The following is a 14,740-nucleotide window of genomic DNA, read 5'->3' as shown; positions in this document are numbered from 1 at the left end:
CGGCGCCACAGGGCGCCACGCGTCGTACGTAAAGCGCCTGCAGGCACCCTGCCCGCCGGCATCAAGTGCTACAGGGATCGAGAACGCTGCTCCTGCTCGCGGGCGAGCGCGGCCGCCGGGTCCTGCTGGGCGACATTGGCAGCCAACTCCTGGCTGCTCTGCGCCAGCGGCTGCTGCGCCGCTTGTTCGCGATCAACCGATGCGCGCAGCATGGCCGGGTCACCCAGCGCGCCCTGCACGGCAAACAACGTGCGGCCGTCGTTGCCAGCCAGTAGATGATCGATACGCGACATCCCCGCCTTCTGCGCGCTCAGCGCCAGTGCGCCGGCAGCATTGTCCAGTTCCTGCACGCTGCGCAGACCGCTTTGCGGCCCCATCTGCTGCAGGTGCTGGCGCGCTCCCGAGAACAGCGTGTATCCCGGCTCGCCCGGTTGCGACATGTCGCGTCCCGTTGCCTGGTGGGCAGGCGCCCCCACTTCGCCGCGCTCCAGGCGCGCCATCACATCGGGGGTCAGCTTCTGCTGCCACACGTCAAAACGCTGCTGGCGGGCTTCGATGCCGTTGAGCGCACCATTCAGGGCACGCGTGGCTTCGCGCACATCCTCGCGCGCCGCCTCCGGCACCCGCGTCTGCCACTGCCACACGGCAATGCGACCTGCGTGCTCGGGCTGCGCGGCCAGTTCCGGGTGATTCACCAGGTCCAGTTCCAGCGCCTTGCCGGCACGCTCATAGTTCTCCTTGCCGACCAGCGGCAGATAGCCGCGGCCGTGATACTTCAGCGCGTCGCCAGGCGCGTCGTTGCCCATGCGCCCGCCGTACATCAGCTCAGCCAGGTTTTCCGGGCGGCCACGCAGCGCTTCCTGGCGGGCGCTCTCCAGCGCAGCGTTGCCATTGCGCCACGCCGCTTCCACCGGGATCTGCGAGATGCCCCGGGTGAAGTTGAAACTCTCGTTGAGACGGCTCAAGCCCCGGGATTCATGCCCGGCCTGCGCCATGAAGTTGGCCAGTTCCCGGGACGAAGTCATGCCGGCCTCCGTGGCCTGCCGCAACAGCAACGACTCCCTATCCTGCGACACGGTGAAACTCCTGCTCGATCATCGTTGGATACTCCCGCCTCCTCACAGGCATGGCACTCAGGGCAAGCTCACGTCGGCGACGACGGACGGATCGAAATCCTCGAACCGCACCCGGCCAAGCTCGGCCGCGGAGAAATCGCGCGTGTGGGTCGCTTCGGTTTCGGTGTCCACCACCTTGCGCTGCACGCCATGCACCCAGCACGTCTGCTCGGCAGGTGCATACCGGAAGGTGTAGACGCTGCTCCAGCGTTCGCGGCTGCCGCCGTTGGTGATCACGCTGAACGCGCCGTCTTCAATCGTCACGTAGGCGAAGGGGTCACCGGCCATGCCACCGCGCGTTGAGCACGGCACCAGCTTGTCGTTGCGTGCCGCCAGCTGCCAGCGGCCCGTGGCATCGCCCAGCAGCAACAGCAGGACCCGGTTCGGTCCGTGCTCGCCGGGCAACAAGCCCTCCGGAGGAGGTTGGTCGATCACCAGGAGCTGGTCCTGGAAACCATTGCCGGTCAGATCGCCGCGTACGGCTTCCAGCAGGTTCGCGCCGGACGGAACGAACGCCAGGGCATTGTCCATGTGCGTGCCACTCCCCTTCTCCATCCCCTGCAACTCCTTCAATCCCGTCTTGCCAGTTCCCGAGCGGAGGCCGGAAACGGGGCGATGCCCCGCACGTGCCCGGCGGCCGCCATGGCGGATGATAGCCCCGAGCCCACGGCAACCGCGATGGTGGCAAGCGTCACCCGCACCGCGGGGGGACACAGTCCTCATGGACGGAAAAGCTCCTGCGTTCGATGGCACCGGCGCGTCGGGATTTTGACGCGCACGCAGCTTACTTCGAGGAGGCGGGTCTCGTCGAAGGGGGCTTGGGATGAAAAGCGCACTTGATCACAGAAAGAGTGCGGTTAACGTGAATGGATGCCTACTTGGAGATGACGGCAGCGCTGATCAGGCACTTAACGCTCGTGCAGACGCAAGCAGAACGGGTGCAGCGAACACGGATCAGGTGAACGAACCCACCCGAATACAAGCACCATTGCGGCGCTCGGGATCCGTCATTCGCAATGAGAATTTCCAAAAAATTGAAAACACTACGGCCGGCCCCACGAAACAACCGGGGCGCTCGCGCGGCGCTATCCTCGCTTCACTTCCGCACATACTCAGGAGCTGAGCACGCGGTGTACACGACGTGGCATCCCTGACCCCCATCCCTTATACAAAGACGAGTTGCCAATTGAATTGCTTCATCAACAGTCGCCTTTCCACCAAAGCTGGTGCCGCCGGAACCCGAACTGGGGACCACCGCAGCAATGCACTGATTCTCGTAGGAAAAAGAAGTTCGACAGGCACGACCACCTGAGTGCCGGCATTGCATCACAGCCTCTGCCTCTGCCTCAGACTTACTACGCTTCCCGGTAGACACTCCGGACGCGCCCTCAGGAGAAACAGAGATCGCGCCCCACGTTTTGATCCACTTCCCTCCGGGCTGCGGCGTCTTGAGCGAGCCGTCACCCGCCCCAGGGATCGGAGCGCATCCTTGGACACCTTGCCCGCCAATAGGATACTGCCCCGGAGGACACCCGCCCTCCGCGAACGCTGCCGACTGGAAGACTGCGGCGAACAAAAGGCCCAGGATCACCCGCCAACTACGTAGAAGCGTAAGCCTCCAAGACATCGCGCCTCCTGCCCGTATTCGACTGCACTGCCACCCATCTGCAAATATGCCATGAAGCTGCCCGAGGCGCCCTAGACGAACATGGCCGCCATTGGCGACAGTCAGATAGTGTTCGCTAGGATCAAGCCCATGTCGCGCTACTGCTGCCCGGACCTACTCAGATGTGAGCGCAGCACCCGCCACGTCAATTGCTGCGGCCAAATTTGTCGCTGCTGAACGCCTGATCATACCGAGAATCTCCCAACATCAAGAGTAGAGTTCTTCTTAGTTTGATGGGCGCAGAAAAGAAACAGCCCGCTCAACGGCGGGCCATTCTATCGCCGCATCATGAGAAAAATGCGGGCAATTATTCAAAACTTCTCAAACTCCGGCTCGGTGCAATTGGACATGACAACTTCACATGTCCGTTTGGAAGCAGCACGACATTGCGCCAAGGATAGGCCTGCCGCCTCCTCCTTTGTGGCTGCAGCAGAGTAGAAAGTCCCTCCGGCTCCCGCATTCGAAACAGCCGCCGTCGCGCATTGATTCTTATAGGTGAACTTCACTTGGCAATCCCGACCGCCTGCATCAGAGCAGGATCTCACCGCCGCGCTTCCCGCATCCACCTTCTTCCTCCACCCACTTGCCGCTCCTGCGATTCCGGAAGGCGAGGCGGCAAATGCTCCCCAAGTCTTGATCCACCGCCCCGTTGGACGCGGGCTTTCCGCTCCTGATCCACCAGCAGGTATTGGCGCGCATCCGCCGGCACCCTGCCCGCCAATCGGATACTGGCCTGGAGGACACCTTCCTTCCGCCCAAGCCAGGTCGGACGGAAGGGCTAGAACTACCGCTAGACTCGCCGCGAACCTATACATGACCTTCGAACCCCTGATGACGTTCGAAATCCCCCAACATCCGAAGGAAAGCTTTTCACCTGTCATCCAGAGCCAAATCCCGAAGAATCCACTATCAGCTAGCCATTCGCAGCCGGTACAGTCACCCGTGCTCCGCCAATCCGCAGAACGCAGGAAACTACGAAAGAGTGGCCACGATTGACAATGCGCAAGAATCTAAATCAACGCATCAACATCAAGCCAACTCTCTGAATTTCCGGCCCATTTACGCAAGCCCTGGATGCACCTTCAAGCTCCAGGCGACTCCGACGCAACCAATCAATCGACTTAAGAGAATCGACGAACTTGCATCGCTAGAACTTACGGAAAACAGGTTCAGAACAGTCTGCGTAAAAGACCCTGCACTTCTTTCCACTGGGATCTACGCAACCTTTACCCGCCAAGGAGATCGCTTGCCTTTTCTTTGGAGCCTTACCAACTGCGGATTTAGCCCCCGAGCCACCTGAAGAAGGAATCAACCACGCGACGCACTGATTTGAGTAAGAGACAGTAACCTTGCAGTCCGTGGCTCCTCCACCACCACAGCGCCTCACAGCCTCGGCAGCGGCGGCTTCTGCGGAATTCATTCCGGAGGCCATTCCTACCTCAGAAGTAGCTTCGGACGCAGCGATTGCTCCCCACGTACTTAACCATTCCCCCGTCGGCGTTGGAGGAAGTAGCGGCAGCTGATCCGAGCCACCGCTGTCGCCATCAGGAATCGGAGCACAGCCTCTGGCCCCTTGCCCTCCTATCGGGTAGAACCCTGGCGGACAACTACCGCCTTCGGCAAGTGCGGACACAGGAGCCAGCAGCACCCCAAAGAAAAGGAGCAAAGAAAGCAGCTTCATCGTTTTCACCTCTTGCATCCAGTACCCTACCCATTCAGCAACTGCCATGACATAGCTCACCGAACTGCGGCGTTACCAAGCGACCCCGGCGTATGTACCGAGTTGCTAGTACCCGGCGCGATTTTCGGGATCGTAAGGCTCTGGCTACTCACCGATTCCTCTGAATTGGTTGGAGCTGCCGGCTTGTAACTACCCGGCGGCTGTCCGCTCGGTCCCGGCGCCTGTGCCACCGGGCTGCCACCTATCTGCGAATATGCCATGAAGCTGCCCAAGGTGCCCTGGAAGAACATGGCCGCCATTGGGGGCGCAGTCAGAATCAAGGTCGTCAGAATGAGGCCCATGCCACCCTGCTGCATCGCCTGACTGGTCATACCGTCGCTGGAAGCCCCGTCAAGCAGGAACCTGTTCACCAGCGCCGTCGCCCAGAACGAGGAAGACACGCGGATCACCATATCCAATGCAATGGACACCATTGCCGACAGCACCGCCATCGAGAACATGGTCCCGATTCCGCAGAAGAACCATCGCTGGAACAACTGTTTGTCCTGATCAAACAATAGATAAAGTACTAACTTCACCCCATGCCAATGAAATCAGCATTGCAGCTATAAGCCAGCAGGCAAATGAATTTCAGACCGAAGCTTGCTCTCCAAGAGCGCTCGACACTCTCACGTAGACTAAACCTGTGAACAGCGACACCCAACCTTAGTGCAAAGTAGACGTCTCAAGCGAAAAATAGAAGCGGCCCACTTCTCAGCAGGCCACCCTCTAAAACAACAAACAAAATGTCATTATTCACAACATCAACCCAACGCCAGGATTCACATCAGCGGAAGGGCTTAAACTCAGACATGCTGCAGGCAGAGTAGATAACAGTACAACTGCGACCCTTACCCTCGGACTCACAACGGCGCACTGATTCCACCTTCGCATCTTCTTCATTAGGTGATCGATACGCCACAGTTTTCACGTCGACGAGGGGTACTGAACCAATCACCGGGCCAGCTAGCGCGGCGCATTGATTGTGATACTCAAGAATAACTTTACACTTCTGCCCCCCCATGCGCTGACATTCAGAAAGCGCGAGGGACCTAGCTTCTCTCTTTGTTTTTTTAACCTCTGCCACACCAATCGCCAAATTCTGGCCGACTTGATGGTCTGTGTCTTGCGCCAAAGCACCCCATCGGGTTTCCCATTTACCGGTTGGCATGGGGCCACTGCTCTCACCACCAGCTTGACCACCGGGAATTGGCGCACAACCTCCTACACCCTGACCTCCCACGGGGTACTGCCCTGGGGGGCAACGTCCTTCTGCCAACGCCACATTAGAAATAACGAGCAGCAAAAGTACGACAATGCACTTCATACGCACACCTTTATCATTCGACACTGTCAATCCACGCTCAGGCGCCCACCTGCCCATACTTTCCAGTATCTTTCTTGACCTCACCTGAGCGCCCGATACCGTAACCAGAAGTCGCGCCATGGCCGGAACTGACCGATGGAGCACTGGAATGATCCTTTGTCTGGGCCGGCGCATAGTAGCTACCCGGTGGCTGCCCACTTGGCCCCGGCGCCTGTGCCACCGGGCTGCCACCTATCTGCGAATATGCCATGAAGCTACCCAGCGTGCCCTGGAAGAACATGGCCGCCACTGGGGGCGCAGTCAGAATCAAGGTCGTCAGGATCAATCCCATGCCGCCCTGCTGCATCGCCTGGCTGGTCATGCCGTCGCTGGAGGCGCCCTCGAGCAGGAACTTGTTGACCAGGGCGGTGGTCCAGAACGCGGTCGAGATACGGATCACCATGTCCAGCGCGATCGATACCATCGCTGCCAGTACCGCCATCGAGAACATCGTGCCGATGCCGTAGAACAGCCATCGCTGGAACAGCTGCTTGGTCTGGTCGAACAGCAGACACAGAATGAACAAGGGACCCAGGCCGATGAACAGCGCCAGCGCGACCTCGTAGAGCAGCAACATCGCACCAGCGGTGACGGCCGGACCGCCCGTGCCCATGCCGATGAACCACAGCGCCCGCGTCTTGTCCGCCTGCAACCCTGGATCATTCAGGATCTTGATGCCATCAATGCTCGACAGCGCCACCTGCATCCGCTTCCTGGTCCCGGCTATGGGATACGAAATTCAGGGGCAAGGTCACACACTCAACATTACCACCTAGATCGGCCGTTCCAGCTCACCCACAAATGAGATGGCCTGCTCTTCAGCAGGCCATTCCCAACATGCAAAGGCCGATTCAAGGATCCCGTCCATGATTCGACTGGCATAGCTTAGAAAGATTCAAATATTGGCTCAGCACAATCCGTGTACAACACCTTGCACTGCCCTCCACCGTTCTTCGCGCAGTAGGAGAGAACCCGACTGGTCGCGTCCTCTCTTGAGCCGGCGACTGAAATAGAAACTATTCCCTTACTGCCCGGCTCAGGGTCAGCATATGCGACGCACTGGTTCTTGTACGTTGTATCGATCTTGCAGTCTTTCGCTCCATGTGTCGCGCACCGAGCAAGCGCTTCTGAGACAGCCTCTCGCTTGGAGCGCCTTCCAACGGAAGCCCCCATATCGCCCGTGCTTGCCGCCCCCGCAATAGCCCCCCAAGTCTTGATCCAACGCCCAGTAGCAATGGGGCCGCTCTGGACGCCACCGGTACCGGAGCCCGGAATAGGTGCGCATCCACCTACGCCCTGACCACCAATGGGGTACTGCCCTGGCGGACAACGCCCTTCCGCTCTCGCCTCACCCGCCACAAACAAACATAGGAGCAAGCCGACAAGAATGAGAGGAAACATGTATTTCACACTTCTACTCCGTACGCATGGGGGCTATTGATTGCCGGGATGTGCAGCTCTGAGACCGGTTTCGGCAACCCTGGAGGATTCCGACGACGGAAGGGTTGAACGTGCGGTCGCATGTCGATCATGCGCACCACTGTCTTGGCCGGACTGCCCCTTCTCCGGAGCGGCCGGCGTGTAGTAGCTACCCGGCGGCTGCCCATTCGGGCCCGGCGCAGCAGCAACCGGGCTGCCGCCTATCTGCGAATATGCCATGAAGCTACCCAGCGTGCCCTGGAAGAACATCGCTGCCATTGGGGGAGCGGTCAGGATCAGGGTCGTGAGAATCAGGCCCATGCCACCCTGCTGCATCGCCTGACTGGTCATACCGTCGCTGGAAGCCCCGTCAAGCAGGAACCTGTTCACCAGCGCCGTCGCCCAGAACGAGGAAGACACGCGGATCACCATATCCAATGCAATGGACACCATTGCCGACAGCACCGCCATCGAGAACATGGTCCCGATTCCGTAGAACAGCCATCGCTGGAACAATTGTTTGGTCTGATCGAACAACAGACAGAGGATGAACAGTGGGCCGAAACCGATGAACAACGCCATCGCGACCTCATAGAGCAACAGCATCGAGCCAGCAGTCACCGCCGGGCCGCCCGTACCCAAGCCGATGAACCACATGGCTCGTGTCTTGTCTTCCTGCAGCCCCGGGTCATTCAGGATCTTGATTCCATCCACACTGGACAGCGCAACCTGCATCCAGGCCAAGCTCTTGTCGATCTGCTCCTCGGGCTTCTGATCCTTCCCGGTAACGACATGGGTGATGAGACCCTTCACGTCCTCGGTCAGGAATCCATGAAGATCCCGGCCAAACATGCCCATGCTTGTCGCTACAGCCACGATCAGTGCGGCGCGCGCCATGTTGGTCACCAAGATCATCATCGAATCGCGGCTACGTCCGGTGACGATACGATAGCCCTGAATGAGGACCCACAAGGTCATGAGGGTCAGCGCCATTCCGCCCACCCACGCCATCATGTTGTCCATGACGTCGAAGCCGAACTTGCCGATTCGCTCCCGCAGATAATCCAGGATCAGCTTGAAGAAAACGAAGTCGCCGACCGACTGGACGCGCGCCACGTGCCCCATCAAATCCTGGAATCCGCCCGAAAAATCAAAGTTGGCAATCGACCTGATCGTCATACCCACATTCCCTTGGTGATACCGCTATCGCTTGAGGCGCCCCGTAGGGACTCGAACCTCAGGTGCTTCATTCCACGCATCAGTCGATGGACAACGCCGTCTTCAGCGCTGCTGTCTTGACCAGGTCACTGATGACGGTCTTGGTTGGATCGCCCTTGAGCGCAGACTGGGCCACGACCTTCTGATTGGCCTCCATCACATCGATGTAGGCGTCGTATGCCTTGATCCGGGCTTCAAAGTTCTTGATCGTTGCGTTCATTTCGTTCGCAGTACGCATCGAGTCGTTCGCCACTGCGTTCATGTCACCGAGCCGATTGCTACCAAAACGCAACTGGGCGATGTCATCCATGCTCTTCAGGAACGCAGGCCCGGTCGTCTGCATGAAGTAAACCGCATCGTTGTATTTGCGATTCTGCATCATGCGGATGTTCACGCAGATCTGCGTCTGCTGGCTCTTCCAGTCGCCCTTTGAATTGAAAATGATGTTGGGCAGCATGTCTTTCAAATCTGCGCCGGTGCCACAGGTTTCAGCGACCAGGTACTTGGGCGAAACGGGCGTCAGCTGTGCAGCGGAAGGAAGGCCGAAGTTGTTGACGATACCCTGCACCTGAACCAGCATCTCGTCATACTCCTTGATGGTCTGGTTCCAGTCCTGAAGCCACTGTGTATTTTCTCTGACGAACTGGGTCTTCTCCTGCACCTTGGACTGCAGGGTATTGAACTGGTTCCAGATGTGCTGCATCAGCGCTGGACCGGTTTCCTGCACCGGACCAAATGCCCCAGCATTGGTGGCAGACAGCGCCAAGGCAACACCCAGCACCTTGGCCACCGGCTTGAGTACCTTGCGGGCGCTGGCCCGACGCTTGACGTTGTTCATGGCAAAACTCCTGTTGTTCAGATTGACATCCACTTGCCTGTCTCCTGCTTGCGCTGCCGTCAGGCAGCGTCGGAACGGGGTTCCTTCCCCGAACCCTTCCGGTTCTTGTAGAAATCTTCCAACCACTGTTCCGGCGTGAGCTCGTCCACGGTGATCCGATTGCGGACTGCAGCGGTCTGCAACACCCGATGCATGATGTCGATGTTGTCGGTCGAGGCCGAGATCACCGACAGGATGTCGTCCATCCCACGCAGGTTGAGCTGGCAGACGCTGGACGCATGGCCCTGCTTGACCAGGAAGCAGCGCGAGCGCTCGTCCAGGGCGGTAACCACCCTGAACTCGGCCTCGGTCAGCTTCAGGCCGTCCATGTAATCGCTCTTGCTGGCATTCGGGTTCGGCAGCAGGATCAGCGTGGCGGTCTGTTCGATCAGTGCAGCCGAGATGTCACTCTTCAGCGCATCTTCCGGGCTCTGCGTTGCGAATATGCCCAGACCGTTCTGCTTACGGATGGTCTTCTGCTTGTTCTTCGCGAATTCCTTCAGGCCACCCTCGCCGTCCAGGATCTTCCAGAATTCGTCCATCACGTAGATCAGCGGACGACCATCGATCAGCGACTCCAGGCGGTGCAGCAGGTAATTGATGACCGGCACGCGCACTTCGGGATTGTCGATGATATCGGTGTAGTCGAAGCCGATGATGTTGGCCTTGCTCAGGTCAACGGTGTCGACCGGATTGTCGAACACCCAGCCCAGCGAGTTGCCTGAGGTCCAGCGGCGCATGCGCGCATAGAGCCCATCGTCGCCCATGTTGGGCAGGCTCTTCTGGAAGTTGGTCATGCTGCGCAGGTGCATGGGCGTATCGAGCATGCTTTCCACTGCGCGGTAGATGTCCTCTTCCTCGCGGGCGCTGTACTCACGCTTGCCGGCCAGCACCTTGATCAAGTCGGCCAGGAACTGCACGTTGGCTTCATTGTTCTCGCACTGGAACGGGTTGAACCCGGTCGGCGCGCCGTTCTCCAAGGCCAGATAGTTACCACCGCAGGCGCGCACGAAGATCTCCGCACCCCGATCCTTGTCGAAGAAGAAGATGGTCGGTGACGGCTCATACTTCTGCACTTGGCTGAGCAGGAAGTTGATCAGTGCGGTCTTACCGGTACCGGACTTACCAATCACCATGGTGTTGGCGATCGCCTTCTCGCCCAACGAGTTCTCTGACGGATGGGTCGCGTGGAAATTGAAGTAGTACGGCTGGCCGTTGGTGGTCTGCAGCGTGGTGACGCAGTCGCCCCACGGGTTGTTGTGCTGCTTGCCGGTCGCGAAGTTGTGCAGTGGCGACAGGCCCAGGAAGTTCAGCGAGCTGACATTGGCCAGGCGGGTGCGGTAGCGCCAGTTGGCCGGCAGCTGCGAGTAGAAAGACGAGGTAACCGCCAGATCTTCCTTGGTCGACACAAAACCGGCATTGGACAGCTCGGCGCGCGTCGTGGCCACGTTCTGTGACAGCTTGGCCTGGCTGTCGCCGTAGACTGCCATGATGAAGTGGTATTCGCCGAGCACGAAATTGCCCGACGAGAGCTGATCCATCGCCTGGTCCAGCTCGACGATCTGGCTGACCGCCTTGTCGCCGGAGGAGATCATCATGCCCTTGGTGCGGTCGAGCACCTTGAGCGCGTCCTGGCGCCCCATCGGGCTGAACGAATGGGTGATGACGTACTCGTAGTCCAGGTACTTCAGGCCGTTGAGGATGCCCGGGTACGTTCCCTCAGCATATTCCTTGATGTTCAGGATGGCGCCGAAGTGGTTGGCACCGTTGGGGGTGTTGATGACGAAGTCACCGGTCTTGGCCGAAAACATGTGCCGGCTCACTGGCAGGTAGTCCTTGATCGGTGCCGACAGCACCGGCACCGGCTCGTCGATGCGATTGATCAGGTAGCCGAACAGCTCTAGCGTTTCAGAGAACACCACGCCGTTCTTTGCCTCGTACATTCCCAGGCGGTACGGCGCATAGTCGCGGATGACGGCCTCGACGTTGCCGGCCAGCTCCATCAACTTTTCTACTGCCTGCTCCTGCTCGGCGCGCAGCTTGTCCACGTTCGCCGACTTCTCGACGAAACGCTTACCCGCCACCACGGGGCGGTAGATCATGGTCAGGTACAGCTCGTTCTGCATGATGCGCTGTGAGGACAACATGCCCATGTACTGATCGGACACATCCTGGTTGAAGCGCTGCTTGTAGTTGCTCCTGCCCTTCAGGGTCCGGCGACGACGGATGTCGTGCACCCAGAAGGCGACGTTGACGAAATCCGGCGCGCGCAGCGTCTGCAGCAGGCGGTTGAACGTGTTGTGGCGATGCTCAAGCTCCCACTCCTCACGGCCGACGAACGGCAGCCCTTCCAGATGCCAGGTCAGCAGGTAGTCGCCGCCCGTGGTCTTGACCACGTTCGGGGCGACGTGCGACGACAATGGAATGAACTCGCTGATGGAGGTGTCTGGGCTGAACATACGACTGCTTCCAAAGAGGTACTGCCAAAAAGTTTCAACAGACCCGACGGGCGCGGACGCCCGCCAGGCCGGATCCGGACCTCAATCCATTCGGGCCGGCTTGTCGCGGTAATGGTTGGGGTTGAACACCCACATGCCATCGTGTTCCTGCACGTTGCGGACTTTCAGCTTGAACATCAGGCGCAGGCCCAACAGGCGGAAGATCATTTCGTCACGCTTGGCCATCTGCCGCATGATGAAGACCGCCACCGGAATGGTGAGCAGGAACCAGAAGTTCGTGTACATGCTGAGCAGCAGCAAGCCACCTGCCACCATGAAAAATGGCAGATAGGGCACGCCCAGGAACATCGCTGGGCGCGTGCAGCCGCGGAACACGACGTTCTTATGCACTGTAGTACTGGATCACATGGTTGATCAGGTAGGAGGTGCTGGTGCCACCACCACACTTGCCGTCGCTACCATCACCCAGCAGCATGCGCGCGATCTGGCCCGCAGCGCCGATCAGCACGCCGCCGATCAGAATCGGTGCAACGTCAGCGATGCGCTTGTGCGCGAACGCGATCTGATAACCGGCGAAGATCACCGCGATGGTGACCACGGCGATCGAGGCGATGTTCAGCAGGCCGTTGATGTTGTTGAAGAAGCCGCACACCTTCTTGTCGGTGCCGCCGAAGTCGACGGCACCGTTGGCGAAGACCTGCGGGGCGAACATGGCGCCGACGAAAACCGTGGCCATCAGCAGGGTCTTCAGCGTGCGCTGGGCCTGGACGAGGTCGAGATTGGATCGCTTCATGGATTGATTTCCTTGTTGATGGACTAACACAACTGAATCGGCCAGCCGGGGGACTGGCCGCACCACGACTTCGTCAGAACACGAAGGCCGCATCCCCTGCGGGAATCTGCTGCACCGGTGCGGTCTGCACCGGCGCGTTGTACGAATTGTCGGCACCCGCCACAGGCTGGTTCCGCTCGCTCCAGGGCCGCAGCATCACGGGCCCCTCATTGGTGGCACCGGCAGCGCCCGGCAACTGCTGCGGCATGGCCATCGCCTGCGCAGCACGCTGTTTGGGCAGCTGCTGCGGCATGCCACCGGCCTGTTGCTGGGGATAGGTGGCCTCTTGGTTGGGCTGCGCCTGGGGCTGCATCATCCTGTCCACTGAACCCAGCACCACCTTGGACAGCGCCTGGTCGGCGAGATTCAGCAGACTGCCCCGCGCCATCGCACCGGTGGACGGGTACACGACATAGGCGCGTGCGGGATCTTCCGACGGCACGTACACCGGGCCATTGGACTGTGCAACGATGCGCGCCTGCGCCGGCGAAGCGAGCTGCGGATGATGCTCGACCTTCACTGCACGGCGCTCACCGCGACTGACCACGTCGATCGGTGCGACACCATTGCTGGCGACCTGCTGGCCGCGGCGGATCGAGTCGTAGATCTTCTGCACGTAGCCGTGACGGAAGCCGGTCTCGAAATTGCCCGAGTAGTAACAGCTGAACGACTTGCCCCAGTCACCACCGGAGCGCTTGTAGCACTCGGCGAGAATGCGCGAGCCGGCCTGCAGGTTCGGGCACTGCTGGAAGGCCTTCTCGTAGGAATCCAGCCCGTATTTGCCCAGGTTGTAGCGATTGACCTGGGCCAACCCGATCGAGAAGTTGTAGCCCTTCTCTTCCAGCATGCGCACCGTCGCCAGCGCTTCATCCAACGCCTTGGGCTGACGCACCAGTGCACCGCCGACCACGCCGATGGCATACGGGTTGCGCGACGACTCCACGTTGATGACGTGTTGCATCACGTCCATCGAGACGGCCATTTCCGGGCACGCCATCATTTCCAGTCCTGGCAGCATTGGTCAGCCCTCCTGCCCCTGGGCACGCCCAGGATTGAAGTCGATGCCGGTGATGTAGCGCGAGCCGGCATGCGCCTTGATATGCACGACGATGTCGATGGTCATCATCAACAACCGCTTGATCACGTTGAACTCCAGGCCCGAACCTTCGGCTGAAGCCTTCACCATCAGCGCCAGCTGGTCCCAGGTCTGTTCCGGACTGCCGGCGTGGCAGCTGGTGATCGACCCCGGGTGGCCGGACGCGCAGTTGCGGATGAAGTAGAACGCCTCGTCACCGCGCAGCTCGGCGAGGATGATGCGTTCGGGCTTCATGCGCAGGCAGGCTTCCATGCAGCTCTTGGCCGTCACATTGCTGGTGCTCTGCCCGCCCTTGGAATACAACAGGTGCACCACGTTGGGCTGGGTCAGGAACAGCTCGCGTGCATCCTCGATGGTGACCAGGCGCTCGTTGTCCGGGATATGGTTGACCAGCGCCTTCATGAAGGTGGTCTTGCCGCTGCCGGTCGCACCGGATACCACGATGTTCTTGCGGTACATCACCGCACGCCGGAAGAACTCGGCGTATTCGCGCGAATGGCGCAGCTCCAGCAGCTCACGATCCTGCTCGCTGATGCTGCCATCGCTTTCCAGGATCTGGTTGAAGAAACCATCTTCGTGATACTGGCTGAGCGACTTGGTGTGCTTGGACGGCAAACGGATGGTGATCGACACCTTCCCCGCGTCACAGGCCGGCGGAATCACGAACTGCGCACGCTGGCCGGTGGGGAACGTGAGCGACACCACCGGATCGGCATCGGTGATGCGCTGGCCGGTGTTGCTCTCGTTCACCACTGCCGTGCAGAACTGCCGGGCCCGCTCGAACGTCAGGCTCGGCACGTCCACCCGCTGCCACCCCGCCCGGGTTTCCAGGTACAGCTCGCCGGGACGGTTGATGCAGATTTCCGTCACTTCCGGAGAAGTCATGTACTCGGCGATGCCCAGCACTTCGTACTGATAGCGCAGGAAATCGCTGGAGACGAGGGCGAGGGGGGACACTTCGGCGTCCATGAT

General features: G+C 59.9%; 14 protein-coding genes and 2 pseudogenes. All 16 read right to left on the bottom strand.

Annotated features, from left to right (window positions below):
* Window positions 1-68 precede the first annotated feature (68 nt).
* Window positions 69-1,076: an XVIPCD domain-containing protein gene (locus VG543_RS09155; protein ID WP_312544456.1), complete on the bottom strand. Its 1,008-nt coding sequence runs from the start codon at window positions 1,074-1,076 to the stop codon at window positions 69-71.
* A 57-nt stretch (window positions 1,077-1,133) separates the two neighbouring features.
* A complete protein-coding gene (locus VG543_RS09150; protein WP_069118276.1) occupies window positions 1,134-1,670 on the bottom strand; it encodes a hypothetical protein in 537 nt (178 codons plus the stop codon).
* 541 nt (window positions 1,671-2,211) lie between these two features.
* Window positions 2,212-2,742: a DUF4189 domain-containing protein gene (locus VG543_RS09145; RefSeq protein WP_279936380.1), complete on the bottom strand. Its 531-nt coding sequence runs from the start codon at window positions 2,740-2,742 to the stop codon at window positions 2,212-2,214.
* Between the two features lie 350 nt (window positions 2,743-3,092).
* Window positions 3,093-3,596 carry a DUF4189 domain-containing protein gene (locus VG543_RS09140; RefSeq protein WP_312545122.1) on the bottom strand — a complete coding sequence of 168 codons (504 nt, stop codon included), beginning with the start codon at window positions 3,594-3,596 and terminating at the stop codon, window positions 3,093-3,095.
* Window positions 3,597-3,928: 332 nt separating this feature from the next.
* The gene (locus VG543_RS09135) at window positions 3,929-4,462 is read right to left on the bottom strand and encodes a DUF4189 domain-containing protein (RefSeq protein WP_423181117.1); all 534 of its coding nucleotides are present in this window, start codon (window positions 4,460-4,462) and stop codon (window positions 3,929-3,931) included.
* Window positions 4,463-4,518: 56 nt separating this feature from the next.
* Window positions 4,519-5,040 (bottom strand): conjugal transfer protein TrbL, encoded by a 522-nt coding sequence (locus tag VG543_RS09130; protein WP_423178402.1) that lies wholly within the window; start codon window positions 5,038-5,040, stop codon window positions 4,519-4,521.
* A 248-nt stretch (window positions 5,041-5,288) separates the two neighbouring features.
* Window positions 5,289-5,672, bottom strand: coding sequence for a DUF4189 domain-containing protein (locus VG543_RS09125; RefSeq protein ID WP_160314159.1), 384 nt, complete (start codon window positions 5,670-5,672; stop codon window positions 5,289-5,291).
* Window positions 5,673-5,865: 193 nt separating this feature from the next.
* Window positions 5,866-6,573 (bottom strand): annotated as a pseudogene (locus VG543_RS09120) (type IV secretion system protein); the annotation flags it as partial.
* Between the two features lie 179 nt (window positions 6,574-6,752).
* Window positions 6,753-7,268, bottom strand: a complete 516-nt coding sequence (locus VG543_RS09115; RefSeq protein WP_088375208.1) for a DUF4189 domain-containing protein — start codon at window positions 7,266-7,268, stop codon at window positions 6,753-6,755.
* Window positions 7,269-7,301: 33 nt separating this feature from the next.
* Complete coding sequence (locus VG543_RS09110) at window positions 7,302-8,465, bottom strand: type IV secretion system protein (RefSeq protein WP_312544454.1); 1,164 nt, start codon at window positions 8,463-8,465, stop codon at window positions 7,302-7,304.
* A gap of 79 nt (window positions 8,466-8,544) precedes the next feature.
* Window positions 8,545-9,342 (bottom strand): hypothetical protein, encoded by a 798-nt coding sequence (locus tag VG543_RS09105; protein WP_423178404.1) that lies wholly within the window; start codon window positions 9,340-9,342, stop codon window positions 8,545-8,547.
* A gap of 59 nt (window positions 9,343-9,401) precedes the next feature.
* A complete protein-coding gene (locus VG543_RS09100; protein ID WP_155029776.1) occupies window positions 9,402-11,840 on the bottom strand; it encodes a VirB4 family type IV secretion/conjugal transfer ATPase in 2,439 nt (812 codons plus the stop codon).
* A gap of 81 nt (window positions 11,841-11,921) precedes the next feature.
* On the bottom strand, window positions 11,922-12,230 hold the full coding sequence (locus VG543_RS09095) for a type IV secretion system protein VirB3 (protein WP_019660289.1): 309 nt from the start codon (window positions 12,228-12,230) through the stop codon (window positions 11,922-11,924).
* Window positions 12,223-12,633 carry a TrbC/VirB2 family protein gene (locus VG543_RS09090; protein ID WP_058981388.1) on the bottom strand — a complete coding sequence of 137 codons (411 nt, stop codon included), beginning with the start codon at window positions 12,631-12,633 and terminating at the stop codon, window positions 12,223-12,225. Before VG543_RS09090 ends, VG543_RS09095 begins: the two co-directional genes overlap by 8 nt.
* A gap of 580 nt (window positions 12,634-13,213) precedes the next feature.
* Window positions 13,214-13,690, bottom strand: a pseudogene (locus tag VG543_RS09085) (lytic transglycosylase domain-containing protein); the annotation flags it as partial.
* Between the two features lie 3 nt (window positions 13,691-13,693).
* Window positions 13,694-14,737 carry a P-type DNA transfer ATPase VirB11 gene (gene virB11 / locus VG543_RS09080; protein WP_049415061.1) on the bottom strand — a complete coding sequence of 348 codons (1,044 nt, stop codon included), beginning with the start codon at window positions 14,735-14,737 and terminating at the stop codon, window positions 13,694-13,696.
* Window positions 14,738-14,740: the final 3 nt, after the last annotated feature.

This window comes from Stenotrophomonas sp. CASM101 (assembly GCF_049384845.1).
Classification (GTDB): Bacteria; Pseudomonadota; Gammaproteobacteria; order Xanthomonadales; family Xanthomonadaceae; genus Stenotrophomonas; species Stenotrophomonas hibiscicola.
Note: the sequence above shows the minus strand (reverse complement) of the source record. Positions and strands in the feature narration are given on the sequence as shown.

Coding starts and splice junctions, on each gene's coding strand:
- VG543_RS09140 (WP_312545122.1), bottom strand. CDS start 3,596: ATGTATAGGTTCGCGGCGAGTCTAGCGGTAGTTCTAGCCCTTCCGTCC.
- virB11 (WP_049415061.1), bottom strand. CDS start 14,737: ATGGACGCCGAAGTGTCCCCCCTCGCCCTCGTCTCCAGCGATTTCCTG.
- VG543_RS09090 (WP_058981388.1), bottom strand. CDS start 12,633: ATGAAGCGATCCAATCTCGACCTCGTCCAGGCCCAGCGCACGCTGAAG.
- VG543_RS09145 (WP_279936380.1), bottom strand. CDS start 2,742: ATGTCTTGGAGGCTTACGCTTCTACGTAGTTGGCGGGTGATCCTGGGC.
- VG543_RS09135 (WP_423181117.1), bottom strand. CDS start 4,462: ATGAAGCTGCTTTCTTTGCTCCTTTTCTTTGGGGTGCTGCTGGCTCCT.
- VG543_RS09125 (WP_160314159.1), bottom strand. CDS start 5,672: ATGCCAACCGGTAAATGGGAAACCCGATGGGGTGCTTTGGCGCAAGAC.
- VG543_RS09115 (WP_088375208.1), bottom strand. CDS start 7,268: ATGTTTCCTCTCATTCTTGTCGGCTTGCTCCTATGTTTGTTTGTGGCG.
- VG543_RS09105 (WP_423178404.1), bottom strand. CDS start 9,342: ATGAACAACGTCAAGCGTCGGGCCAGCGCCCGCAAGGTACTCAAGCCG.
- VG543_RS09150 (WP_069118276.1), bottom strand. CDS start 1,670: ATGGAGAAGGGGAGTGGCACGCACATGGACAATGCCCTGGCGTTCGTT.
- VG543_RS09110 (WP_312544454.1), bottom strand. CDS start 8,465: ATGACGATCAGGTCGATTGCCAACTTTGATTTTTCGGGCGGATTCCAG.
- VG543_RS09100 (WP_155029776.1), bottom strand. CDS start 11,840: ATGTTCAGCCCAGACACCTCCATCAGCGAGTTCATTCCATTGTCGTCG.